This window comes from Kaistella faecalis (assembly GCF_019195395.1).
GTDB classification, from domain to species: Bacteria; Bacteroidota; Bacteroidia; order Flavobacteriales; family Weeksellaceae; genus Kaistella; species Kaistella faecalis.
The window spans coordinates 48,412-71,298 of the sequence record NZ_CP078067.1; the positions used below are offsets into that span (position 1 = coordinate 48,412).

23 protein-coding genes, 2 tRNA genes and 1 pseudogene are annotated in these 22,887 nt (G+C 40.8%); 13 read left to right on the forward strand and 13 right to left on the reverse strand.

Annotation, left to right across the window (positions count from 1 at the left end):
- Positions 1 to 29: 29 nt before the first annotated feature.
- Positions 30 to 578: a hypothetical protein gene (locus KTV93_RS00250; protein ID WP_218249331.1), complete on the reverse strand. Its 549-nt coding sequence runs from the start codon at positions 576 to 578 to the stop codon at positions 30 to 32.
- A gap of 71 nt (positions 579 to 649) precedes the next feature.
- Between KTV93_RS00250 and KTV93_RS00255 the strand changes: the two genes are divergently transcribed.
- The 7 genes from KTV93_RS00255 to KTV93_RS00285 all read left to right on the forward strand — a co-directional run bounded on the left by KTV93_RS00255 (position 650) and on the right by KTV93_RS00285 (position 6,700).
- The gene (locus KTV93_RS00255; RefSeq protein WP_218249332.1) at positions 650 to 1,138 is read left to right on the forward strand and encodes a DNA-deoxyinosine glycosylase; all 489 of its coding nucleotides are present in this window, start codon (positions 650 to 652) and stop codon (positions 1,136 to 1,138) included.
- Positions 1,135 to 1,782 carry a hypothetical protein gene (locus KTV93_RS00260; protein WP_218249333.1) on the forward strand — a complete coding sequence of 216 codons (648 nt, stop codon included), beginning with the start codon at positions 1,135 to 1,137 and terminating at the stop codon, positions 1,780 to 1,782. The genes KTV93_RS00255 and KTV93_RS00260 overlap by 4 nt, the downstream gene beginning before the upstream one ends.
- A 100-nt stretch (positions 1,783 to 1,882) precedes the next feature.
- Positions 1,883 to 2,932, forward strand: coding sequence for a tRNA preQ1(34) S-adenosylmethionine ribosyltransferase-isomerase QueA (gene queA, locus KTV93_RS00265; RefSeq protein WP_218249334.1), 1,050 nt, complete (start codon positions 1,883 to 1,885; stop codon positions 2,930 to 2,932).
- A gap of 87 nt (positions 2,933 to 3,019) precedes the next feature.
- Positions 3,020 to 4,054 (forward strand): dual-specificity RNA methyltransferase RlmN, encoded by a 1,035-nt coding sequence (gene rlmN / locus KTV93_RS00270; protein WP_218249335.1) that lies wholly within the window; start codon positions 3,020 to 3,022, stop codon positions 4,052 to 4,054.
- Positions 4,054 to 4,770, forward strand: coding sequence for a YoaK family protein (locus KTV93_RS00275; RefSeq protein ID WP_218249336.1), 717 nt, complete (start codon positions 4,054 to 4,056; stop codon positions 4,768 to 4,770). The genes rlmN and KTV93_RS00275 overlap by 1 nt, the downstream gene beginning before the upstream one ends.
- Complete coding sequence (locus KTV93_RS00280; RefSeq protein WP_218249337.1) at positions 4,770 to 5,633, forward strand: YncE family protein; 864 nt, start codon at positions 4,770 to 4,772, stop codon at positions 5,631 to 5,633. The genes KTV93_RS00275 and KTV93_RS00280 overlap by 1 nt, the downstream gene beginning before the upstream one ends.
- Before the next feature lie 89 nt (positions 5,634 to 5,722).
- Positions 5,723 to 6,700, forward strand: coding sequence for a polyprenyl synthetase family protein (locus KTV93_RS00285; RefSeq protein ID WP_218249338.1), 978 nt, complete (start codon positions 5,723 to 5,725; stop codon positions 6,698 to 6,700).
- Positions 6,701 to 6,705: 5 nt separating this feature from the next.
- Here the strand turns inward: KTV93_RS00285 and KTV93_RS00290 are convergent, their stop codons facing one another.
- The 9 genes from KTV93_RS00290 to KTV93_RS00330 all read right to left on the reverse strand — a co-directional run bounded on the left by KTV93_RS00290 (position 6,706) and on the right by KTV93_RS00330 (position 14,322).
- Entirely contained in the window at positions 6,706 to 7,431 is a 726-nt protein-coding gene (locus KTV93_RS00290; RefSeq protein WP_218249339.1) for a DUF72 domain-containing protein, read from the reverse strand.
- Positions 7,421 to 8,023: a hypothetical protein gene (locus KTV93_RS00295; protein ID WP_218249340.1), complete on the reverse strand. Its 603-nt coding sequence runs from the start codon at positions 8,021 to 8,023 to the stop codon at positions 7,421 to 7,423. The genes KTV93_RS00290 and KTV93_RS00295 overlap by 11 nt, the downstream gene beginning before the upstream one ends.
- A gap of 21 nt (positions 8,024 to 8,044) precedes the next feature.
- Positions 8,045 to 8,581 carry a type 1 glutamine amidotransferase domain-containing protein gene (locus KTV93_RS00300; protein ID WP_218249341.1) on the reverse strand — a complete coding sequence of 179 codons (537 nt, stop codon included), beginning with the start codon at positions 8,579 to 8,581 and terminating at the stop codon, positions 8,045 to 8,047.
- A gap of 72 nt (positions 8,582 to 8,653) precedes the next feature.
- The gene (locus tag KTV93_RS00305) at positions 8,654 to 9,187 is read right to left on the reverse strand and encodes a ferritin-like domain-containing protein (RefSeq protein ID WP_218249342.1); all 534 of its coding nucleotides are present in this window, start codon (positions 9,185 to 9,187) and stop codon (positions 8,654 to 8,656) included.
- A gap of 88 nt (positions 9,188 to 9,275) precedes the next feature.
- The gene (locus KTV93_RS00310) at positions 9,276 to 11,795 is read right to left on the reverse strand and encodes a copper-transporting P-type ATPase (protein ID WP_218249343.1); all 2,520 of its coding nucleotides are present in this window, start codon (positions 11,793 to 11,795) and stop codon (positions 9,276 to 9,278) included.
- 76 nt (positions 11,796 to 11,871) lie between these two features.
- Positions 11,872 to 12,432 carry a helix-turn-helix domain-containing protein gene (locus tag KTV93_RS00315; RefSeq protein ID WP_218249344.1) on the reverse strand — a complete coding sequence of 187 codons (561 nt, stop codon included), beginning with the start codon at positions 12,430 to 12,432 and terminating at the stop codon, positions 11,872 to 11,874.
- Positions 12,429 to 12,824: an acyl-CoA thioesterase gene (locus KTV93_RS00320; protein WP_218249345.1), complete on the reverse strand. Its 396-nt coding sequence runs from the start codon at positions 12,822 to 12,824 to the stop codon at positions 12,429 to 12,431. The genes KTV93_RS00315 and KTV93_RS00320 overlap by 4 nt, the downstream gene beginning before the upstream one ends.
- A gap of 21 nt (positions 12,825 to 12,845) precedes the next feature.
- The gene (gene yaaA, locus KTV93_RS00325; RefSeq protein WP_218249346.1) at positions 12,846 to 13,604 is read right to left on the reverse strand and encodes a peroxide stress protein YaaA; all 759 of its coding nucleotides are present in this window, start codon (positions 13,602 to 13,604) and stop codon (positions 12,846 to 12,848) included.
- Between the two features lie 106 nt (positions 13,605 to 13,710).
- Positions 13,711 to 14,322: an L-threonylcarbamoyladenylate synthase gene (locus KTV93_RS00330; protein ID WP_218249347.1), complete on the reverse strand. Its 612-nt coding sequence runs from the start codon at positions 14,320 to 14,322 to the stop codon at positions 13,711 to 13,713.
- A gap of 89 nt (positions 14,323 to 14,411) precedes the next feature.
- Between KTV93_RS00330 and KTV93_RS00335 the strand changes: the two genes are divergently transcribed.
- The 3 genes from KTV93_RS00335 (at position 14,412) to KTV93_RS00345 (ending at position 15,500) form a co-directional block, all read left to right on the forward strand.
- Positions 14,412 to 14,484 (forward strand) — tRNA-Met (locus KTV93_RS00335).
- A gap of 56 nt (positions 14,485 to 14,540) precedes the next feature.
- Positions 14,541 to 14,613, forward strand: a tRNA-Met gene (locus KTV93_RS00340).
- A 194-nt stretch (positions 14,614 to 14,807) separates the two neighbouring features.
- Positions 14,808 to 15,500, forward strand: a complete 693-nt coding sequence (locus KTV93_RS00345) for a class I SAM-dependent methyltransferase (protein WP_218249348.1) — start codon at positions 14,808 to 14,810, stop codon at positions 15,498 to 15,500.
- On the opposite strand, the gene KTV93_RS00350 is transcribed toward KTV93_RS00345, so the two are convergent.
- Positions 15,497 to 17,080 carry a glycoside hydrolase family 10-like protein gene (locus tag KTV93_RS00350; protein WP_218249349.1) on the reverse strand — a complete coding sequence of 528 codons (1,584 nt, stop codon included), beginning with the start codon at positions 17,078 to 17,080 and terminating at the stop codon, positions 15,497 to 15,499. The genes KTV93_RS00345 and KTV93_RS00350 overlap by 4 nt on opposite strands.
- Positions 17,081 to 17,805: 725 nt before the next feature.
- On the opposite strand from KTV93_RS00350, the gene KTV93_RS00355 reads away from it, so the two are divergent.
- Positions 17,806 to 19,962 carry an outer membrane beta-barrel family protein gene (locus KTV93_RS00355; RefSeq protein WP_218249350.1) on the forward strand — a complete coding sequence of 719 codons (2,157 nt, stop codon included), beginning with the start codon at positions 17,806 to 17,808 and terminating at the stop codon, positions 19,960 to 19,962.
- Between the two features lie 197 nt (positions 19,963 to 20,159).
- Here the strand turns inward: KTV93_RS00355 and KTV93_RS00360 are convergent, their stop codons facing one another.
- Entirely contained in the window at positions 20,160 to 20,888 is a 729-nt protein-coding gene (locus tag KTV93_RS00360; protein WP_218249351.1) for a DUF6266 family protein, read from the reverse strand.
- Between the two features lie 356 nt (positions 20,889 to 21,244).
- Positions 21,245 to 21,511, reverse strand: coding sequence for a helix-turn-helix domain-containing protein (locus tag KTV93_RS00365; protein WP_218249352.1), 267 nt, complete (start codon positions 21,509 to 21,511; stop codon positions 21,245 to 21,247).
- 389 nt (positions 21,512 to 21,900) lie between these two features.
- Here KTV93_RS00365 and KTV93_RS00370 point away from each other — a divergent pair.
- Both KTV93_RS00370 and KTV93_RS00375 read left to right on the forward strand, forming a co-directional pair.
- A pseudogene (locus KTV93_RS00370) lies at positions 21,901 to 22,020 on the forward strand (tyrosine-type recombinase/integrase); the annotation flags it as partial.
- Between the two features lie 85 nt (positions 22,021 to 22,105).
- The gene (locus tag KTV93_RS00375) at positions 22,106 to 22,621 is read left to right on the forward strand and encodes a hypothetical protein (protein ID WP_218249353.1); all 516 of its coding nucleotides are present in this window, start codon (positions 22,106 to 22,108) and stop codon (positions 22,619 to 22,621) included.
- Positions 22,622 to 22,887 lie beyond the last annotated feature (266 nt).

A 22,887-nucleotide genomic window follows, 5' to 3' on the forward strand; every position in this document is an offset into this window, starting at 1 on the left:
AGCTTTTTTTATTTTTCACAGTTTAAATTTTATAACTGAACTTTTACCTTGAAACCGGTATTCATCTTCATTGTGATTTGGTCCGCAGCTACGGCGCTCGCCTGAATTTCAAAAATTAAGGAATTCTGGCTAGTTTTAAAATAGTTGATCAGTTCTTCATCTGGCACCGTAAATGTAACCGTATTAGGATTGGTATTATTCACCACTGTAGCGATAAGTTTTTCCGGCTGGTTGGGAGCTTTAATATAAACTCTCGCATTTTTAATAACATCAAGTTTCGTATCGACGGTTGAGCTGATAAAATCCATACTCAGCGTACTCATCTTTACCGATTTCAGGTTATTAATAGAATAATTTGGATTATTTTCTTTGATCTTAGCGTCCAGATTTATATTCATTGGGATTTCTGGTGTTCTGGTGTATGTCATGGTACTTACGTTCACGAAGGGAATGGTCACTGTAGTCGTAAACGGAACATCAAAAGGAGGCAGCGCGTCTAAAACCGTATTCACAATATCTCTGCAGCTGATCGTGAAGAGCAGGATCAGCATTCCCATTAATAATGATAATTTTTTCATAACTGATTTTTTTAATATTTTTAATGATTGCATTAATCATTCCAATTTTTTAAAGTAAAACCTCCTGAATAATGTCGAACCGAATTTCATCCTTTCCGCCGGTTGTTTCTAAAAAATCTAAAATTCTTATTTTAGGCTCGGTTCCCGGCGTTAAATCCCTGGAAATGCAGCAATATTACGCGCATCCGCAAAACCAGTTCTGGAGAATTATTTTTGAACTTCTAGGAAAGGATTTCAGTGGTGATTATGAGACAAGAATTGAAACCATCAGAAAAAACAATATTGCTTTGTGGGACGTCATCGATACCTGCGAACGCGAGGGAAGCCTCGACACGAAGATCCGAAACGAGGAACATAATGATATTACGAAAATGCTAAATAACCATCCTTCAATCAACGTGATTTTCTGTAATGGTCAGAAATCATTTAAGAATTTAAAGAAAATTTTAGGCAAAGAATCAGAAATTCCTGTATTTGTTTTACCTTCAACAAGTCCGCTTCATACGATTTCGTTCGATAAAAAACTAAAAGAATGGGAAATTATAAAAACATTTTTATGAAGAAACTTAATTTGGTGGCCTTTAGTTTTGTGTTTGTATTGAGTTCTGCACAGACTTATTCTTTTGATACGGTTACCAGATACGTACTTAATAACGCAAAGAAAAAGGGTATTAAAGAATCGGTGAACTATTTTAATTCCGATAATTTTAATTATTTCCTGAAGGTTACAAGAGTTCCGGAATATCTTAGTGCCACACTCTTTGATTCCAAAACTGATCTGGCACATCGTTTTACAGTAAAAGAAAGTAAATCAAAGGGAAACATTTTTTTCGCTTTTGAATATGATTATTCTTACAAGCTGAATACGAAACATTTAATTCATCAAAACCAGTATGTTACTTTTGGTGAAATATCAGAAACCTCTCCAAAGCAGGTTTCAATGCAGATTTTCAGTTCAAAAAAAGCAAAGAAACCTGTTGCTAAGCATATTCTTACCCTGCAACCGACCAGTAAAAATATGTTTCCAATGTTCGCGTTAAGCAGAAGTGTTCATTATACGTTGACGAATGATACAAATTTACCGGGAAATTACATGGTGGTAAGGGACGATATCACCGAGAGAAAAGTTAGCTGTGAATTTTTACTTGAAGATCATAATGATGTAGAACTTAAATTAACGCTTCCTAAATCCCTGAAATTCTAGTTAAATAGGCAAACACTTGACTTTGCCTTTTCAAAGCCGTATATTTGCAGTCCGAAAATCATTGGGTTTTTCGGCTAATTTTTAAACCGTAATTTAAAAAATGAAAACATCTGATTTCAACTTCCATTTGCCGGAAGAACTCCTGGCAGAGTATCCTGCAGAGCACAGAGACGACGCCAAACTCATGGTTCTAGACCGCAAAAAGCAGACAATCGAACATAAAACTTTCAAAGATGTTGTAGATTATTTCGATGAAAAAGATCTTTTTATCTTCAATAATACCAAGGTTTTCCCGGCGAGATTGTATGGAAACAAAGAAAAAACCGGTGCCAAAATTGAAGTTTTCCTTTTAAGAGAACTCGATAAAGAAACCCGCGTTTGGGATGTTTTGGTTGATCCTGCAAGAAAGATAAGAATCGGAAACAAATTGTTTTTCACTGAAGACGAATCTTTGGTTGCCGAAGTAATCGATAATACGACTTCCAGAGGTAGAACCCTGAGATTTTTATATGACGGTTCTTACGAGGAATTCCGCTCGAAACTGAAAGAACTGGGCGAAACTCCACTTCCAAAATATATCAAAAGAGCCGTAGAACCTGAAGACGCAGAACGTTTCCAGACCATCTATGCCAAGCACGAAGGTGCCGTTGCAGCTCCTACAGCAGGTTTGCACTTCTCCAGACATTTGATGAAGAAACTCGAGATCAAAGGAATCGATTTCGCTGAAGTAACACTTCATGTTGGTTTGGGAACTTTTAACCCGATTGAGGTTGAAGATTTAAGCAAACATAAAATGGAATCTGAGGAAGCCATCATTGATCAGAAAAACGCCGATATCATCAACAAAGCGGTTGCTGAGCAGCGCAGAGTTTGTGCAGTGGGAACCACTACCATGAGAGCTTTGGAAACTTCGGTTTCATCCAATAAAAAGATCGGGCCTTATCATGGCTGGACGAATAAATTTATTTTCCCGCCACATGATTTCGGTGTTGCCAATGCGATGATTACCAACTTCCATACGCCAAAATCTACACTCTTAATGATGATCGCAGCGTTCGCAGGGAAAGATTTCCTGATGCAGGCCTATGAAGAAGCCATTAAAAACGAATACAAATTCTATTCTTATGGGGACGCAATGCTGATTCTGTAAGATCAATTAACTTTAAATATTTCTCGCAGATTTGCTGATGACGCAGAAAGAGAATCTGCCGACTTTGCTAAATCTGCGAGACTTTTTATGAAAGATATACGGACATTAAATTTAGAACAGCTGACTGATTATTTCAGAGAGATCGGCGAAAAACCCTTCCGCGCGAAGCAGGTTTATGACTGGCTGTGGAGCAAGAATCTGCATTCTATTGATGAAATGACCAATCTTTCTAAAGACCTCAGAGAGAAAATTTCTCAGGAATACATCATCAATCCCATTTCGGTTGACCAGCTTCAGAAATCGACCGACGGAACCATTAAAAACGGTGTAAAACTACACGACGGACTTCTCGTAGAATCGGTCCTGATTCCTACAGAAACCCGTACTACAGCCTGTGTTTCGTCTCAGGTTGGCTGTTCTCTGAACTGCGAATTTTGTGCAACCGCACGCCTGAAAAGGATGAGAAATCTGGAAGTTGCAGAAATTGTGGATCAGGTAGCCTTAATCGACAGACAAAGCAAACTTTATTTCGACAGACCGCTTTCAAACATCGTTTTCATGGGAATGGGCGAGCCGATGATGAATTACAAAAATGTAGTAGATGCGGTCAGGAAAATTACACAGCCCGAAGGTTTGGGCATGTCGCCGCGGAGAATCACCGTGTCAACGTCAGGGATTCCTAAGATGATTAAAATGCTTGCCGATGAAGATCTGCGGGTAAAACTTGCGCTTTCTTTACATTCAGCGATCGAGTCGAAAAGGAATGAAATCATGCCTTTCTCCGATAAATTTCCGCTTACCGATATCATGGATTCTTTAAAATACTGGTACGAAAAAACTGGAAATCCTATAACATTTGAATACTGCGTCTGGAAAGGAATCAATGATCAGGATGAAGACATCAAAGCGCTCATCCGTTACTGTAAGCAGGTTCCGAGTAAAGTGAACTTAATTCAGTATAATCCCATCGGCGACGGAAAATACGATAAATGCAATAAAGAAGCCGAGGAAAATTATGTACGCCAACTCGAAAACGCCGGAATTACTGTGCTGATCCGCCGAAGCCGGGGAGGAGACATCGATGCGGCCTGTGGGCAGTTGGCGAATAAATCCAGTGAGTAATGTTCAGCCACAAAGGAAAAACCCGTACCGAAAAGCATAATCTTGGGATTGCCTCACTGCTGAGTTTCGTGGCTGGTTTGGTAAATGTGGTGGGATTTTTTTCGGTGCAGAAACTTACAACAAACGTTACAGGACATTTCGCTTACTTTGTAGATGAAGCTTTCAAGCAGGATTTCCGGAGTGCTTTTCACGTGGCACTTTATATCTTTTTCTTTTTTCTGGGTGCTTTCATTTCCAACTTTATGGTTGAAATTTATTCGCGAAGACGGGAAAATCTTATTTATGTTGTCCCTACTATTACCGAGGCTGTAATCCTTGCAGGCATAGGAATTACAGGGACATATCTTATTTCGGAAAATCCGGATATGATCGCTTTCAGCCTTCTATTTGCGATGGGGATGCAGAATTCACTCGTAACAAGCATATCAAATGCGGTGGTCCGTACAACACATTTAACCGGACTGTTTACCGATATGGGTATCGAGTTTTCTCAACTTTTCTTTTATAAAGATCAGGCACATAAAAAGAAGCTCATCAAATCAATAAAACTCCGTTTAATCATAATCTGGCTTTTTTTTGCAGGAGGTGTTTCAGGAGGAATTCTTTACACACATTTCGGTATCAGAACGCTTCTCTTCGGAAGTTTAATTTTGCTGCTGGGACTGCTCTATGATTTTGTAAAAATCCGCATCCTGCTGTTAAGACGTAAATTATAATGAACAGATTACTTTTATTTTTCGCGTTACTTCTTTTTGCTGATGGCTTTGCGCAGCAAGCCGACTTTTTAAAGATCGGCAGATACAGGGTTGCGTACCTGAATGATTCGCTGAAAGAAAATTCAGGGCTCAGTTTCCGCAACGGTAGACTGTATGTGATGAATGATGGGGGTAATTCCTCTGAAATTTTTGAAATCGACAAATCCTCAGGTAAAATTTTAAAAACGATTAAAACCGGACTCACAAACATTGATTGGGAAGCCATTGCGAGCGATTCGCTGTATTTTTACACTGGTGATTTCGGAAATAATGCCGGAACACGGAAGAACCTCAAAATTTATAAAATTCCGTATGATAATAACTCTGCAGCACAGGAAATTCCTTTCTTTTATCCGGAGCAGCAGGACTTCAGCAGAAAAGTCATCAATAATGATTTCGATGCGGAAGCGATGATTGTTCTCAACGGAAAAATTCATGTCTTTACAAAAGAATGGGTATCAAAATCGACCACGCATTACGTGCTGAATCCAGAACTTGCGGACAATCAGGCTGCCGAAAAGACCGAAAGTTTCAGAATTGGTTTCGTTGTTACGGATGCGGCATACTTTGATGGAAGACTTTTTTTGATTGGTTACACGAAAAATACTGAGGTTTTTCTTTCCGTGTTTAATGAATCAGAACCGGGAGTTTTCTTCAGTCAGCAGCCTAAGAAATATTACCTCGGTTCCTCGTTAAGCGTTGGCCAGATCGAAGGAATTGAAGTGGATGAAAATGGTGTCTATATTTCCGGCGAAGAATTCCGCACACCTTTGGGAACAGCAAAACAGGCTTTCTATTTTATTCCGGCAGATAAATTCCGCTAAGCATTTCAATCTGTAATAAACTTCGATTCTCCGGCAAATTTTAATTATATTTGTCGGTATTTAACTTTCAACATCTTTATTCATAGTACGTGGCGAATACCGTAGAAGAAATCAAGAAACCCATTTCCGGTGAAATGAAACTTTTCGAACAGAAGTTTTATGAATCCATGCAGAGCAATGTGCCGCTTTTAGACAAAGTAACGCGGTTTATTGTAACGACCAAAGGCAAGCAGATGCGGCCAATGTTTGTTTTTCTGTGTGCAAAACTGGTAGGCGAGGTCAACGAAAAAACGTTCCGTGGTGCATCGATGATTGAGCTTATTCATACCGCAACTTTGGTGCATGATGATGTGGTGGATGAAAGTTTTAAACGCCGTAATTTCTTTTCCATCAATGCTTTGTGGAAAAATAAAATTGCGGTTCTGGTAGGTGATTATCTGCTTTCTAAAGCCGTTCTGCTTTCAACAGATCATAAGGATTTTGATCTTCTCGCTGTCATTTCAAGAACAATCCGTGAAATGGCGGAAGGAGAGTTGCTTCAACTTGAAAAAGCCCGCAAACTTGATATTACCGAAGAAGTTTACTACGAAATTATACGCCAGAAAACGGCGACCTTAATCGCGGCATGCTGCGAAATCGGCGTAGTATCCAACAATGTGGATGAAACGATGGCCAAGAAAATGATGGAGTTCGGTACCCTTACCGGAATGGCTTTTCAGATCAAAGACGACCTTTTTGATTATCTTACGTCAAATATTATTGGTAAACCTGTAGGAATCGACATTAAGGAACAGAAAATGACGCTTCCGCTGATCCACACGTTGAAAACTGCTAACGAAACCGACAGAAAGCATTATTTCAATACGATTAAGCGGTATAATAATGATACCAAACGCGTCAAAGAACTGATCGCTTTTGTGAAAAGTTCCGGCGGACTGGATTATGCAATTTCTGTTATGAAAGATTACCAGCAGCGCGCAAAAAATATCCTCAACGAATTCCCGGATTCAGAAGCAAAACACTCGCTGAACCTGATGCTGGATTACGTGATTGAAAGAAAGTTCTAAAAAAATTATTCGAGAAGTTCCTTCAGATAAAATGCATTCTTTAAAGCCGCTGTTCCCCAGGTATTGTTAAAAAATACAAAAACATCCTGTTTTGCTTTTTTGATATCCTTTGCCAGTTTCTTTAATTCCTCTTCAGAATATTCAGATTTGAAAAGCACAGGAACTCCGTGAAGTCTGTAATAAACCGATTTACTATTGTTGATGATGAAATCATCAGGAATATTTTTCGGGAAACTCACGCCGGAAACTACAATATTTTTCTTTCTTAAAGTTTCAAAAATCTCTTCTGTCCACCACGATTCATGGCGGAATTCAACAACATTTAGAAACCGGGAATCTACAGTTGTAATCAGCTGTTCCAGATGTTCTTCCCTGTAATGAAAACTTGGCGGCATCTGAAAAAGAAAACCCGCAAGCTTTTCCTGAATTCCATGATGAATGTGCTGGCAGAAATCAGCAGTTTCCGCTGCAGTCTCTTTTAAACGTTTGATGTGGGTGATTGTTTTAGGAATTTTGATGAAAAATTTAAAATCCTCATCAGTCCTTTGATACCAGTTCTCCAGAGTTTGTGGCCTAGGTCGACGGTAAAAGGTGGAATTGATTTCAACTGTATTGAATTGGGTGGAGTAGAAGTTCAGCTGCTCCTTCGACGGCAGTTCTTCCGGAAAGAAAAAGCCTTTCCAGTCGCGGTTGGAGAATCCCGAACAGCCGATGTAAGTCTTATGCTTCATATTTAATGAGACCTTCTGTAAGTGATTTCCACTGGAATTTACTCCCGGCAATCATTCCGCCTACCGCGACCAGACTGTTCCTGATTTTTTCAATAATGGTGAGATCTTCGGTATTCGGTACTTCATTTCTCCCATGAACTTCTGCTGAAATTTTATTCCCTTCTCTTTTAATGAGGAAATTTGAAGTTGCCTTCGGATCGAAAAAATGCGCCGTTGTTTCATCCCGTTTTGTGGGATCAGAAGTTGGTCTGACTCTGATGTATACACACTCGGAGTTGTCTGAATGTTCTTCTTCAAATTTTTCAACCTGCACCCAGTCATAACCGTCGCCAGTGGGGTTATGAAGTCCCGGAACTTTAATTCTGAAATAATCACCGACTTTCGGCGGATCCAGGGATAGTTCACCTTGTTTGTCACGAAGAGAAAATTCCGCCTTTTCGGTACCGGCAAAAAGCTCCCAGCAGTTGACATCCACAAAACGTCTTTTCACGATGTCGAAATGGGTTTTTGCCAGTGAAACTGAATCCAGTTCAATTTCCGAAATGGTGTCGCTTTTGGCACCCGTTTGCTGTGGCGGAATTTTTTCGTGCATTTGGGATCGTATTAATGATGACTATTTTCCGAATTCTTCAATTATTCTTCTATTAAAAGCAGGTAAATCTTCGGGTTTTCTGCTCGTTGTAAGGTTGCCGTCTGTCACCACTTCCTCATCAACCCACTCAGCTCCTGCATTCTGTAAATCTTTGGAAATGGCTTTGAAAGAAGTCATCTTCACACCATTCACCACCTCCGCATTGATTAAAGTTTGTGGACCGTGACAAATGGCAGCTACAGGTTTCTGAGCAGTGAAAAAATCTTTTACGAAAGCTACAGCATCTTTATCAGCGCGCACCGCATCGGGGTTTAATACGCCGCCCGGAAGAAGGAGTGCGTCATAGTCGGAAACCTTCGCATCGGACACTGTTTTATCTACAGCCACGGAATTGCTCCATTCATGATCTTTCATTGCCTTGATTTCTCCTGATTTCAGTGAAATGATCTCTACCGTTGCACCCTCTTTTTTCAGGGCTTCTACCGGACTTTCAAGCTCCGACTGTTCATAACCGTCCGCCGCAAGAACCGCAATTTTCTTATTGTTTAAATTCGACATGTTTTTCTATTAATTGGTTAAAAAAAGGCAACAAGAATATGTTGCCCGGGATGAATACATAACTGTTAAAAGTTATTTTGCTTTAAGATTGATTTCAGATTTCGCCAGTTTGGTTAAATCTTTGTCTGTGGATTTCTCTTCATTTAAAGTTTCAAGCATCAGATTAAGGACTTCTTTTTGCCCGAGTAATTTTGCGTAAGTAGCGATTGTACCGTAAGACGCGATTTCGTAATGTTCAACTTTTTGTGCTGCTGCAATAATTGCTGCGTCGCGCACTGCGCCAGGTTCGGTTTCTTCCAGAATGCCTTCAGCTTCTTTGATAAGACCGTCCATCGCGTCACATTTTACAGCTTCAGGCTTAAGTTTTAAAGCTTTAAAAGCATCTTCAAGTCTTTTTACCTGATTTTTTGTTTCTGCCAAATGCCCGTTTACGGCATCTTTAAGTTTTTTTGAAGTGGCGTTCTTTGCCATCTTCGGAAGGTTTTTTACCAAAGCTTTTTCAGCCCAGTAAAGGTCTTTCATTCCGTCGACCATAAAATCTTTCAGTTTGTCTGCCGCGTCTGCTTTTGGAGCGACCTTACCGCCTGTAGTGGTTTTCTTTGCCATAATATTATATTTTAATGTTTGGTTCTGATGTAATTCCACTGAATCTTTAAAATCTTAACCTCAGAAAAATGATGGCTCCGAATAAAGATCAGCTTTCAGGAATGTTTAAATTTACCCTGTTTAACCTCAGTGAATTAAGGATTACAGACACCGAGCTGAAACTCATTGCTGCGGCTGCAATCATCGGACTGAGGAGGATTCCGAAGAACGGATACAGTAAACCCGCTGCAAGCGGAATGCCAAAGATGTTATAGATGAAGGCGAAAAAAAGATTTTGTTTAATATTTTGTAGCAGATTCTCGCTCAATACCCTTGCTTTGGCAACACCTAAAATATCACCTTTAAGCAGGGTAATTTCTGAACTTTCGATGGCGACATCGGTACCGGTTCCCATTGCGATTCCTACGTCAGACTGGGCAAGCGCGGGTGCATCGTTAATTCCGTCGCCGGTCATTGCCACGACATTTCCCGCTGCCTGCAGCCGCTTTATTTCTTCCAGTTTATCCTGCGGAAGTTGGCTGGCAAAATATTTTTTAATTCCCAGAGATTGGGCAACGGCTTTTGCGGTGTGTTCGTTGTCACCGGTCATCATGATCACTTCCACCTTGTTCTTCTGAAGATATTCGATGGCCTGTTTTGAAGATTCTTTGATTTTATCAGAAAAGTTCAGGGATCCGAGTACCTGATCACCAAAAGCGAGATAAGAAACGGTTTTCGCTTCATCCTGTTTTCGGATGACTTCATTTTTTAGGATTTCGGGAACGGTAATGTTAAATTGATTCAGTAATGCTTCATTTCCGAGAAGGACAGTGGCTCCGTTGATGGTTCCTTTAATTCCTTTTCCGGAAATATTTTCGAAGTTTTCAACCTTATGAAATTTGGTATTTTCTTTCTTAAATTCAGTTAGAACTGCGCTGGATAAAGGGTGTTCTGAATTCTGATTCAGTGCTGCCGCCAATTTCAGGATTTGACTTTTATCCCCGTTTTCTAACACGGAAATTTCATCCAGACTTGGTTTTCCTTCGGTAAGCGTTCCTGTTTTATCTGTAATCAGGACGTTTACTTTCTGCATCTGTTCCAGCGCCTCAGCATTTTTAATGAGGATTCCGTTCTTGGCGCCTTTACCGATTCCAACCATCAGACTCATTGGAGTGGCAAGCCCCAGAGCGCAGGGACAGGCTATAATCAATACCGCAACTGCATTGATAAAGGCCAGGATCAGGCGGTTTTCACCACCCAGAATATACCAAAGAACGAAAGTAATCACTGCAGCGGCAATTACCGTTGGTACAAAAATTTTCGAGACCCTGTCTGCCAGTTTCTGGATTGGGGCTTTGCTTCTGCTGGCTTCATTCACCATTTTTATGATCTGGGAAAGCAGGGTTTCATCGCCAACTTTTTCAGCTTTCATAAGGAAAACGCCGTTGCCGTTGATGGTTCCGGAAGTAACGTAATCGCCGGTTTTTTTCTCTACGGGAATCGGTTCTCCTGTAATCATACTTTCATCAATATTGGAATTTCCTTCTGTTATTTTTCCGTCCACGGGAATTTTTTCGCCCGGTTTTACGCGCAGAATGTTGCCAATTTTTACCTCAGAAAGCGGAACTCTTTTTTCATTTCCATTAGTGATCAGATTAGCTTCATCCGGTGAAAGATTCATGAGTTCCTTAATGGCATTACCGGTTTTTTTATGGGCGCCAGCTTCCATGAGCTGACCTAAAATCACCAAGGTCAGGATGACGCTTACGGCTTCAAAATAGAGTGGTACTTTACCATCATGAACCATCTCGTGGGGAAAAATATCTGGAAAAAAGAGGGCGGTAATACTGAATAGAAATGCAGCAGCAACGCCCAGCGCAATGAGCGAAAACATATTGAGGTTCCTGTTTTTAAAGGAAACCCAGCCACGCTTCATTATAAACCAGCCGGCATAAAACAGCACCGGAAGCGTTAAAACCAATTCTAAAATTCCCTGAACCTCATGGGAGAACGGAAAAGTAAACAACATCCCGCCCATGGAAAGGATAAATACCGGAATTGTAAATACCAGTGCGGTAATGAATTTCTTTTTGAGAATTTTGAAGGTTTCATCTTCGCCGTCACTGTCCTTCGACGGAATCTGTACGAGATCCATTCCGCAAACCGGGCAGCCGACATTCGAGTCGTAAACCCTTTCACCTTCACAAAACATCGGACAATAATATTTTCCCGCCTGACTGTCTGTACGTAAAGGCGCATTAGGGGAAGGTTTGGGTGATTGTCCTTGAGGTGAAGCGTTTTTGATTAAATCCTCTGTAATTTCTTCAAGATGCATGTGGCAAACGGGGCAACCAGTATCTGAATCATAGGTTTTGTCGCTTTCACAGAACATTGGACAGAAATATTCGCCAACTTTATCTTTAAAGTTTTCGGGTAGATTTGTTTTCGAGAAAGTCGCGGGCTTATTCTTATAATCTTCCCGTTCCTCGATGGGAACCAGAAACATATTGCAGACTGGGCATCGTTTGCCGGGGGCGAAATATACTTTTTCCCCCTCGCATTCCATGGGGCAGTAATAAACGGAGCTCGGCGAGATTTTCTCTGAAGGATGAGTATGATGATTTTCCATATGCTAATTTTATTGTTCAAATTTCTTAAAATGAAAATGAACACTGTTATAAATATAGGGAAGAATCTTATAATTTTCAGATTTCGTCGAGCGGAATACGGTTTTTAATTTTAAGTTTTTTAAATCCTGAAGGGGTAAATCCCGTTACATTTTTAAATTGCGAAGATAAATGCTGAACACTTTTATATCCCAGTTGACCGGATATTTCAGTCAGTGAAAATTCGTCGTACAGAAGCAGTTCTTTTACCTTTTCTATTTTCTGAAGAATGAAGTACTGCTCGAGCGTAACATTCTCGTTCTGTGAAAACAATTTAGAAACTGCACTGTAATCGCGGTGAAGTTTTTCTGAGATAAATCTGGAAAGTACAAAGTCTTCTGCAATATCCATAGTGTCAATAAGCAGAATTACGGTGTTCTTCACCTTCTCAATGAGCTGCTGGGTTGAATCTTCTAAAATCTGGAAACCCGATTCCCTTAAAGATTCATCCAGTTTACGGAGTTCAGCTGAATCTAAATCATCAGCGGTTTCTACTTCGCCAAGCGTCACGGTACTGATTTCGAGATTTAAATCCTTAAATGCTCTTTCTACCGCCGTGATGCAGCGGTTACAAACCATGTTTTTGATATAGAGTTTCATTCGATGCTTTTCAGCCGGTCAGCAATGAATTCGATCTTTGTTTTGCCGTGTTTTGTCGGTTTTCCTTCATCATCTACCCCTACGAAAATAATTTTATCAATGGTGATAATGGTTTGGCGGGTCATCATATTCCTCACGTCGCAGGTTAAAGTGATTGAGGTGTTCCCGAAGTCTGTGGCTTCAATTCCTATTTCAATAATATCGCCCTGTTTTGCGGAGCTGATAAAGTTGATCTCGGAAATGTATTTGGTTACACATCGGGGTGTTTCAAGCTGCACGATGGCGTAAAGAGCGGCTTCTTCATCGATCCACTGCAGCAGTCTGCCGCCGAAGAGCGTATGATTGGGATTTAAATCTTCAGGTTTAATCCATTTTCTGGTATGATAGTTCATCTTTATAAATTTAATGTTAGATTATCTGGTGAAAACCAGTTTGGTTTTGGTGGAAAGTTTTTCATCAATACGGTAGCCTTCAAGATTGAAACCTTTCACTTCATTCAGTGTTTTTACCTGGTGTTCCGCACAGTAACGTACCACCAAACCGCGCGCATGTTTGGTGTATACAACGACGGTTTTTGGCTTTCCTTCTTTCAGTTCATAGAATTCAAAATCGATAACGGGAGCTTTCAGCTGCGTTTTATCAAGGACTTTGAAATATTCGTGGCTGGCTAAATTCAGGATAAGGTCTTTCGATTTCAGTTCGCTGTTAAGCTGTTCGGTGATTTTTTCACGCCAGAATTCGTAGAGATTTTTGTACTGGTCGAATTTAAAATGCCTCCCCATTTCGAGACGGTAAAGCATCACTTTATCGGAAGGTTTCAATAAACCATACAACCCGGAAAGAATCCGGTAATTCTTCTGAAGATAATTGACTGCTTTTTTATCCAGCGTTTTCGCATCTAATCCACGGTACACCTCACCGGTAAAGGCAAACATAGCGGGTGCCGACTCTTTTGTTTTTGGTTTTGCGTTCCATTTTTGGTTTCTCGCCCAGTTTTCATCGGCGAGTTTGCCGGAAATTTCCATTAAATCAGCCAGATATTTCGGTGTTTTTTCTTTTAAATGGGAGTGAATAAATGTCGCTTCCTCAATAAATCCCGGAGTAGTAGACTTCAGAAATTCCGTAGAATTTTCAATATTCATGAGTTTGGCGGGGGAAGTAATAATTTTCATAAGGTGGGTGTTCGGAAGGATGAGTTCAAAACTCTGAATCTTTTTAAATTTTATTTTGGGTGAGCAATGAGTATATCAAAATCCGGTCAGAGCATATTTTATCCGATTAAATCTCTCCTTTGCCCTGTCTGATGATTTCGGGTTCACCGCTCGTTAAATCTACGATGGTAGAGGCAACATTATCCCCATAACCTGAATCAATGACGATATCGACCAGATGGTCGTATTTCTCTGCAATCAATTCCGGATCCGTAGAATATTCGATGACTTCATCGTCATCTTTAATGGAAGTTGAGGCGATGGGGTGGCCCAGTTTTTCCACGATCAGTTGTGGGATGGGGTGGTCGGGAACCCGTATCCCTACTGTTTTGTTTCCTTTGTAGGCAAGTGGAAGACTTTTATTCGCTTCGAGGATGAAAGTATAAGGACCGGGAATTTTACTCTTTAAAAACCGAAATGCCGGAGTGTCAATAGCACGTGTAAAGCTTGATAAATGGCTTAAGTCGTTACAGATAATAGAGAACTGCGCTTTCTCGAGTTTTATTTTTTTGATCTGGGCGAGTTTCTCCATAGCTCTGATATCGAAAATATTGCATCCCAAGGCATATACTGTATCCGAAGGATAGATAATGATTCCGCCGTTGTTCAGTGTTTTAACCACCTCAGCAATAAGGTTTTCCTGAGGATTATCCGGATATATTTTTAAGATTTTAGCCATACACAAAGTTATTAAAATATGATGAAATAAAAATTATGGTGCGAAGACTTGCGCGGAATCAAAATATTCGTATATTTGCAATCCAATATCGCGGGGTAGAGCAGTAGGTAGCTCGTCGGGCTCATAACCCGGAGGTCGCACGTTCGAGTCGTGTCCCCGCTACTAAGTTTAAGTTTTCTGCAAGGCAACGCGAGCCGCAGAAATTTCTGAAGGTACATCGCGGGATGGAGCAGTAGGTAGCTCGTTGGGCTCATAACCCAAAGGTCATCGGTTCGAGTCCGGTTCCCGCTACTAAGAGAGAATTACGAAAGTGATTCTCTTTTTTTTGTGGCTGGTGGTGCAGGTTTTTAGAGATCATAAATGAGAATTTTTATACATCAGTCACATGGGAACAGCTATTATATAAAAGGATAAGGTTGCATCAGTATTTTACTACAATGTAAATAATGCATGTTTTAATATCTTTGTATTAAGAAAATAGAACTATGACCGACCTACCCGGCAAAGCCATCCATGACTTCCATTTTACAGACCGCAGAAAGAAACTTTTTGTTCACGACCAATTTGGGCCCAAGGTAGAGATGCCTGTTTCCTATTATTTCAGGAATTTCAAAAAAATGCCGGAACTGGAGAGAGTAGCCATAGATAACTGCCTTGGGAAAGTACTGGACATTGGTGCCGCCGCGGGATCTCATGCCCTTGAGCTTAAAAGAAGAGATTTTGATGTTACAGCGCTTGAAATTTCACCTTTGACGTGTGAAGTGATGGAAGACAGAGGCGTGCCCAACGTGATATGTGAGGATTTCTTCGTCTTTGAAGGACAGAAATTTGATACTTTACTGCTTCTCATGAACGGTATCGGGATTTCGTCGACTTTAAAAGGTTTCAGCGATTTTCTGAAGAAAGCTGATACGCTGCTGAATCCCGAAGGTCAGATTATCTTTGATTCCTGCGATATTGCGTATATGTACGAAGATGTGCCAATGCCCGTCAGTCATTACTACGGAGAAATAAAAACGCGCTACGAGTTTGACAGGGAACTGACCGAATGGTTCCGGTGGCTGTATCTGGATTCTGATACCATGACCCGGATTGCAGGTGAATCGGGCTTTCGGGGTGAGATTATCTTTGAAGATGAAAATGACCAGTATCTGGCAGTTCTGACGAAGATCTCCTAAAGCTTCTGCGCGTCGTAATCGCTTTCATTGCTTAGGCGGTCAATCGCTTTTACCGCTACTGTATTCAGTTTTTTACCGTTTCTTGTCAGTGGAAGGGCTTTGGCCGTGTTATCGCGGTCCAGGATTTCTGTTTCCCAGGTGTCGCCATATTTCGCGAATAACACCCAGCGGAAGACCTCTGCATTATCTTTCGTATTCCAGGTCACGTTGTACGCGTCACCAGATTTAGCGACTGACAGGTCAGGTGTCATTAATTTCTTCGTTTTAATCCAGGGTGTTGCCGGTACCAGTGCATCTTCGCGGTAAAGGTTTTTCACTGCGCTGAGCATTTCCGGATTCTTTTTTAAACCGTCGGTACTGTAATGGATTTCTCCAGCGCCGTTCTTTGGCAGCATGCGGCGGATGGTGTTCATCTGTCCCGTAATTTCACTTGTTTTATTATCTGCTTTTACCCCTACTGTATTCAGTCCCGGCCAGAGGTGGATGTTCTTGATGTTTTCGTCTTTCCACCATTTCAGGAGGGCTGAGAAACTCTGGGCACCGCCTTCTTTCCAGTAAAGCTGAGGGGAATAATAGTCGCACCAGCCTTCATTCAGCCAGAGTTTTGCATCAGCATAGAGTTCATCGTACTGCGAAGAACCGGTTACGCCTGCTGGATAACCCGGTTTCCAGATACCGAAAGGGGAGATCCCAAACTTTACGGTCGCTTTCTCCGCATGGATTTCATCGTGAAGCCTTTTAATAATCTTGTTAACGTTAGCCCTGCGCCAGTCTGCGCGGGAAAGGTTGCCGCCGGAATTTCTATACTGATTCCAGGTTTTGTCATCAGGAAAGTCCCTGCCGCCGTGGTATTCTTTATAGGGATAAAAATAATCGTCGATATGTACAGCATCGATATCATAGCGTTTTACCAGGTCTTTGATAACGCTGGAGACATGGTTCTGTACCCTTTCATCAGAAGGATCCATCCAGTACATGCCGTTTCTCAGTTTATATACGCTCTGGGACATGACAGAGGCCATGCTGGAGGAAGTTACGGAACCTCCCGTAGTGTGATGAGCGCGGTAAGGATTCATCCAGACATGAAGTTCCATGCCGCGTTTGTGGGCCTCTTCAATCCAGAATTCCAGGGGGTCATAATAGGGGGAAGGCGCTTTGCCGGTCTGCCCAGTAAGGAAATAAGACCAGGGCTCCAGATCGCTTTTGTACATCGCATCAGCGGAAGGGCGCACCTGGAAGATCACCGCGTTGAAGTTCGCTCCTTTAAGCATATCAAGCAACTGAACGGCCTCATCTTTCTGCTGCTGGGTGGTTAGGTTGTTTCTGGTAGGCCAGTTGATGTTGGCGACTGTAGCAATCCATGCCGCACGGAATTCGCGGTTGATTTCGGGAAGGTTTACTTTTACTTCCTCTTTTCCGGCAGCAACAGGAGTTGTGGGAGTTTTTGGAGGCACAGGTTTGGTGACCTGGGTCTTTGCAGTTTTACCTTTGCTCTTCACCTGAGGCTTCTGCGTGGAGCAGGAATTTATAAAAAGAGCCATTGCGGCGATAAGACTATATTTTAAGTTGCGGATGTTCATGGGACAAAAATACTATTATATCTGAAACTGAAAAATTGATGTTTAGGTATGTGGGGGTTGATGTTTTTTGAAGAGAGAGGATTCCTATGAATATATTTCTTTTTTATTATTAAGTTCTTTTGTCTTTAAACAAAAGAACCAAAAGTTCAAGACTGGATCTTTTTGCTAAAAATTATAATCTCTTCTAATAAAATTTCCAAACTCGGGCGGGAATCAAATGGGTTTTGTTTTATATAATGTATTGCCGCCACTCGAACAGTGGAAATTTTTATGCGGTTTATAAGAGAAGAAGAAGAAGGATGTGAAGAGATTACAATTTTATTGACGCAAAAATCTCCTAAGTCGGGTATAATGACCATCAAACATACGTTTTTCATTTGAAATTAAATAATATCAAAAAAAAGCACAGGAGATCCCTGTGCTTTGGTGTGTTTTAGATGATTGTTCCAGCGTAGACGTAGTTGGATACCTCTTCGCCCAGCGTGTCCCGGAAGGCGAGCCAGACGTAAAGGTCCTGACCTACCATCTGTGGCGGTACGTTTGCGGTATAGGTCCCGGCGTCCCGCATTGCGGCATTTTCGACAAAGGTGGTGAGGGGCTGGTCTTTAGCCGCAATCAGAATCCGTACCCGCTTTTTTTAGGGTTGCACTGTTTTTTATGAAAATAGTGTTGCCCATGTAACATCTCTGCCTGTTTTGCTGTCTAATTGGTATTAACTGATCACTATGACAAAAAAAATTACCGCTGCTGCTGTGCTTTGTGGCGTCTTTACCTTCGGACAGGAAATAAAGCCGGATAGCTCCAAAACCCAAAATATTAAAGAGGTTGTAGTTATTGCCCGTAAACCGACGATAGAAAACAAGGCAGACCGTACTGTTTTCAACGTGGCCAACAGTGCCATCCTTACCGGAAACACGACGTGGGACGTACTGAGGATGACGCCACTGGTTAATATCGACAACAATGATAATGTTCAGGCAGAAGGCAGCAGTGTTACGGTATACATCAATGACAGAAAATCAGTCTTCACCGGAAAAGAACTTAAAGAATATTTAAAAACCATCGCTGCAGATAACCTGATGAAAATAGAGGTGATTACCACTCCTTCTGCAAAGTATGAAACTTCCGGCGCGGTGATTAATATCGTTCTTAAAAAAAATGATAACGAAGGTCTGAAAGGAAGTGTTTCGATGAATAATTCGCAGAGTTATAAAAACTCCCAATCGTCCAGTGTCAACCTCAATTACCACAGAAAAAAGTTCACGCAGTCATTCAGCGGAAGCTTCAGCAACAATAATAATGTGATGAAAGCTTATAATGAAAACCTCATTTACGCTGACAACAGCCTTACCAAAATAACTTCTGAAACCAACAGTAACTGGCAATCGCCTTCTGCTTCGTCGTCTACCGAATTTGAACTTGACGATAAGAATAATATTGGACTGGTGATGGAATATTACGGATCAAATAACAGTTCAGTTTCTGATGCAAGAGGAGATTTTTTCCTTAATGATATGCTGCAGAAATTTTACACCAAAACAGTAGACGGCGAAGGTAAAAACAGGTTTATAGGAAGCAATGTTTTTTATAAATACTATGACAAAGAGAAGAATAAAATTCTGGATCTGAATGCAGGAATTAATTATGACGGCAACGATAATACCAATATTCACTCGACAATATGGAATGTAAACCCTTTTGAAGGGATTAAAACAACCGCCGATAACCAGAACCGTGAATATTATCTAAAACTTGATTACTCGCAACCGGTGGGTAAAACCGGTGACCAGCTTGAGTTTGGCGGGAAGACTAATTTCAAGAATAATGAAATGCCTTTTCATTACTTCAATTTTCAGAATAATACCTGGGCAGCAGACGGCAGCAGAACCAATACCTTCCGGTATATGGAAAACCTGAACTCACTGTACGCCAACTTCAGCAAAACCTTTTTTAAGAAGCTGGAAACCAGAATCGGTTTAAGATACGAGTATATCAATTTCACGGTAAAACAGGAGGTAGGTTCCGTTGAAAGAAAGGATTCTTATGGTACGCTGATGCCGGATCTGCTTTTGAAATATTCATTTAACGAAAACTATAACTTAACTGCAACCTACAAACACAGCCTGTGGAGGCCATGGTATATGGAATTCAATCCTTTTCTGATGCCGACGGAGAACGGGACTTACCGCCGCGGAAATATGGACTTACAGCCCAACCCCAATGACAGATTCGGCTTGAAACTGGGGCTTTACAAGAAGTATTTTCTTTCTGCAAACTACTCCACGACCAATCAGGATTACTGGACCTCTTATACCGTAGAAGACGGAAATACTATTGCGATGCCTACCACCTATTACGGAAGGATCAATAATTACTCGCTGTACGCCAATACCAACCAGAATTTCCTGAAAAACAAACTGAACGTGAACCTTAATCTGGGCGTGAGCTATATTGATAACAGCGACTTTAAAGAACGAAACAATTTTGTAGGGATGAAGGATCATGTCACTAATTTCAACGGTTCTACTAACTTTTCCTATACCAACCTTTTTAATCAAAACATTAATCTGAACGGATGGTTTGGGATGCACTCCCAAAACTGGGGTAATTCTATGGGGAACAAAATCAATTTCTTTCACAGCTTCGGGGCTACCAAGATCTTCCCAAAAACACAGATGGAAGCCGGAATCCGTTTCAACAATATCTTCCAGAGGCCCGGAAATGATTTTGTTACTTATTCTCCGATCGGAACGTTCAGGAATGTTAACCAATGGGACTGGTACGGAGTCAACCTATCATTTGTAAAACGCTTTGGAAACCAAAAGGTAAAAGAAAGCTCGAAAACGAATGTAGAAAAGGAAAGCGGCAGCGCGAAAAATTAGGCCTGAAGATTTAAAGGAAACCGTGATATTCAGGATTCTCTAACTACACAGGTTTTTACTTTTGATGAAATGAAGGGAATCCTAAGCTTTTACACTTTATTTCCCTGAAGCGGAAGATGAACTGAAGCCAACGGTTCTCATTTCATGATGATAAAAAGCCAAAAAAAAGCACAGGAGATCCCTGTGCTTTCTTTGGTTTAGATGATTGTTCCGGCGTAGACAGAGTTGGATACCTCTTCGCCCAGCGTGTCGCGAAAGGCGAGCCAGACGTAAAGGTCCTGACCTACCATCTGTGGGGGTACGTTTGCGGTATAGGTGCCGGCGTCGCGCATTGCGGCATTTTCGACAAAGGTGGTTAGGGGCTGGTCTTTGGCCGCAATCAGGATCTGTACCCAATCGGTTTCACGGTTTGGGTTACCGGCAGAATTGTCCTGCCAGGTAACGGTAAGGGTTTCCGGAGTGGGAAGGCTCAGGGTTAGGGGTACCGCTGCAAGCAAGGTTCCTTTGGAAAAGGAGATGGCAGGGTACTGAGGCGTAATGGTTCCCGCTACAAAATCGATGGTGAAATTGGTCATCAGATTGGTCATGGCGAGGTTGTAACAGGATTTCATCCCGATGCGTTTACCGAAATGATCACAGGCGTAAGGGCGGTAAGACTGCATGAATTCTGCGCTTAATCTCATGCGCTGGTAAATGAGCAGCTGTTTTGCGCTTGGTGCTGAAGTTCTTTTGCGTGGACGGATTTTAGTGAATTCGTTTCCGAACATGTTTGCCACTACGATTCGGCCGGTTCGGCCCGAGGTTCCTGATAACAGGGAGTCATAAATTTTACCCATGGTTTTGGTTTTTGATTGTTTATTGATGTAAAGTTGAAGATTTCCGGAACGTGTTTTAAAAACGGGGAAAAAGTTTCCAAAATTTTCCATTCATTTCCTTAAAAGTCAACATAAGGGCAGATTTATCCATTAAAGGGATTTGTTTCTAAAGTGTTCCGCAGGAGGTAAACGCCTTTTATCAGGAGGTTTTGAGCGTCAACATGAGGTGCTGATGAAAAAAATACAATTACTTTTCTATATCCTTTGTCTATCCTTTGTCTAACCATTGTATATCCATTCTATATCCGCTGTATATATACTGTCCGTATACTGTATATCCTTTGGCTTAGTTTAGATGATGTGGAGACTGTTCTGAATCTGCACCAAAAAAATCCCCATTTAGAAATGGGGATTCATTCTGAAACACTTTGTGTAAAGTGCAGGGTTTTATTTTGAATCTGAATCTGTCAGTCGTTATAGACCTGAATAAGATTGAGGATAAAGATCTGGCGGATGTAGTAATAGCGGCCGCCGAGGCGGGAATAGCGGATCTTGTCTTCGCGGCAGAATTTCCGGAGGGTCTTTACGGAGATTTTCAGGTAATCGCAGACATCCTGATCGGTAAGGATGTCGGATTTCTGGATGTTTAAGAGGGCAGGGAATTCAGCAAATACCTGTTCATAATAGTTTTGCAGATCGTTGTAGTGGAGGTGGGGGAATAAATTTTTTGACATGTTGTGGTTATTTATTGTGTTTTTAGTCATTCGAAATTATAAAAACAGCAGCTTAGCGGGAGGGGTGATTTTACGGTTTTTTCAGGGGTATTTTCACGGAATTTTATTTACAGGCCTGAGGGAGAGCCGGAATATCTGGATAATTTTGAAAGGACTTCATTAAAATCCTAACCTCTCATTATCTTTTTGGTCTTCGGAATTTCGAACTGTTATCTTCTTTGTTACTTCGGGAATTAACTGTAGATGTGTTGGATAGTTGTGTGACAGGCATTGAAAGCCGGCAGGTAGAACAGGATTGATTTTGTTGAGGGTCTCTTTGCCAAGGTTTTTCGGTTTGAAGGTAAGGAGCGGGAGAGTATGTATTCTGCAAAAAGTCATCAGAGTGTACTGAAAGCGGCACAGACCTGCGTTATATTCAGGAGCTATTGGGACATAACAGCAGCAGAACTACGGAAATCTATACGCATGTGAATACAAAGAATCTGCAGCAAATAAAAAGTCCGTTTTGATGATTTATAAAGAAAAAAAATATATCTTAGAGGACAGAAATATGTCTCATGACTTTCAGACCAATCCCTACAAAACATGTTGTATTTGTCTGACAAAGTAGGACATATATACAAGTTATCTGCAAGTAAATCGAAACAACCCGAAATTAATAATTTGAAAAATAAATATCTTATATTAACATTTTCTTTACCATTTTTAGCGCTATTTTTTTACTTTTTTGTTTTAAATTCTCCTGAAAGACAAATTAAAAAAACTGTTGATAAATATTGGACTTGTATAGAAAATAATGAATTTAACAATTCACTAGAATTATTTGAGGATGGACAAGTATATTCAGGAGCAATGCATATGTATTTCTACAAACTACGGAAAAATTACTCAACAATTAAACCCCAAATAACTCCTATAGACAGAATTCAAATTAAGGACACAATAATTTTTGGAACTGAAAAAAAATATGTAAAATATGAGTTTAATAATAAGAACGCAGAAATAAAGCCAATTGTTTTAACTTTTATATTTTGGAAAAAAACAGGCTTTGACAAAATTGACAACCCAACCTACCTTAAAAACTTTTTGGATTGGGATAAAAAACAATAAAAAATGCCTGCAGATAACAAGCTATTTCTATTAGCGGGGTTGAAGTTTACATCATAAAGATTTTCGCAAATTGGTCATTTTGTTATATCTATAAAAATCAATTATAATAATCCCCGCCAACAGAAATACCCAATCGTTAGCCGCAATTGCTCGCCCCCGTTATATGATAAATAGGATTAAAATTCAACCTGGAAATGGAAAGAGTTAAGGGACGTAAAATAGGATCTTTTTCGTCAAGCCTTGCAAAGTTGGATTTGCTGAAAGTT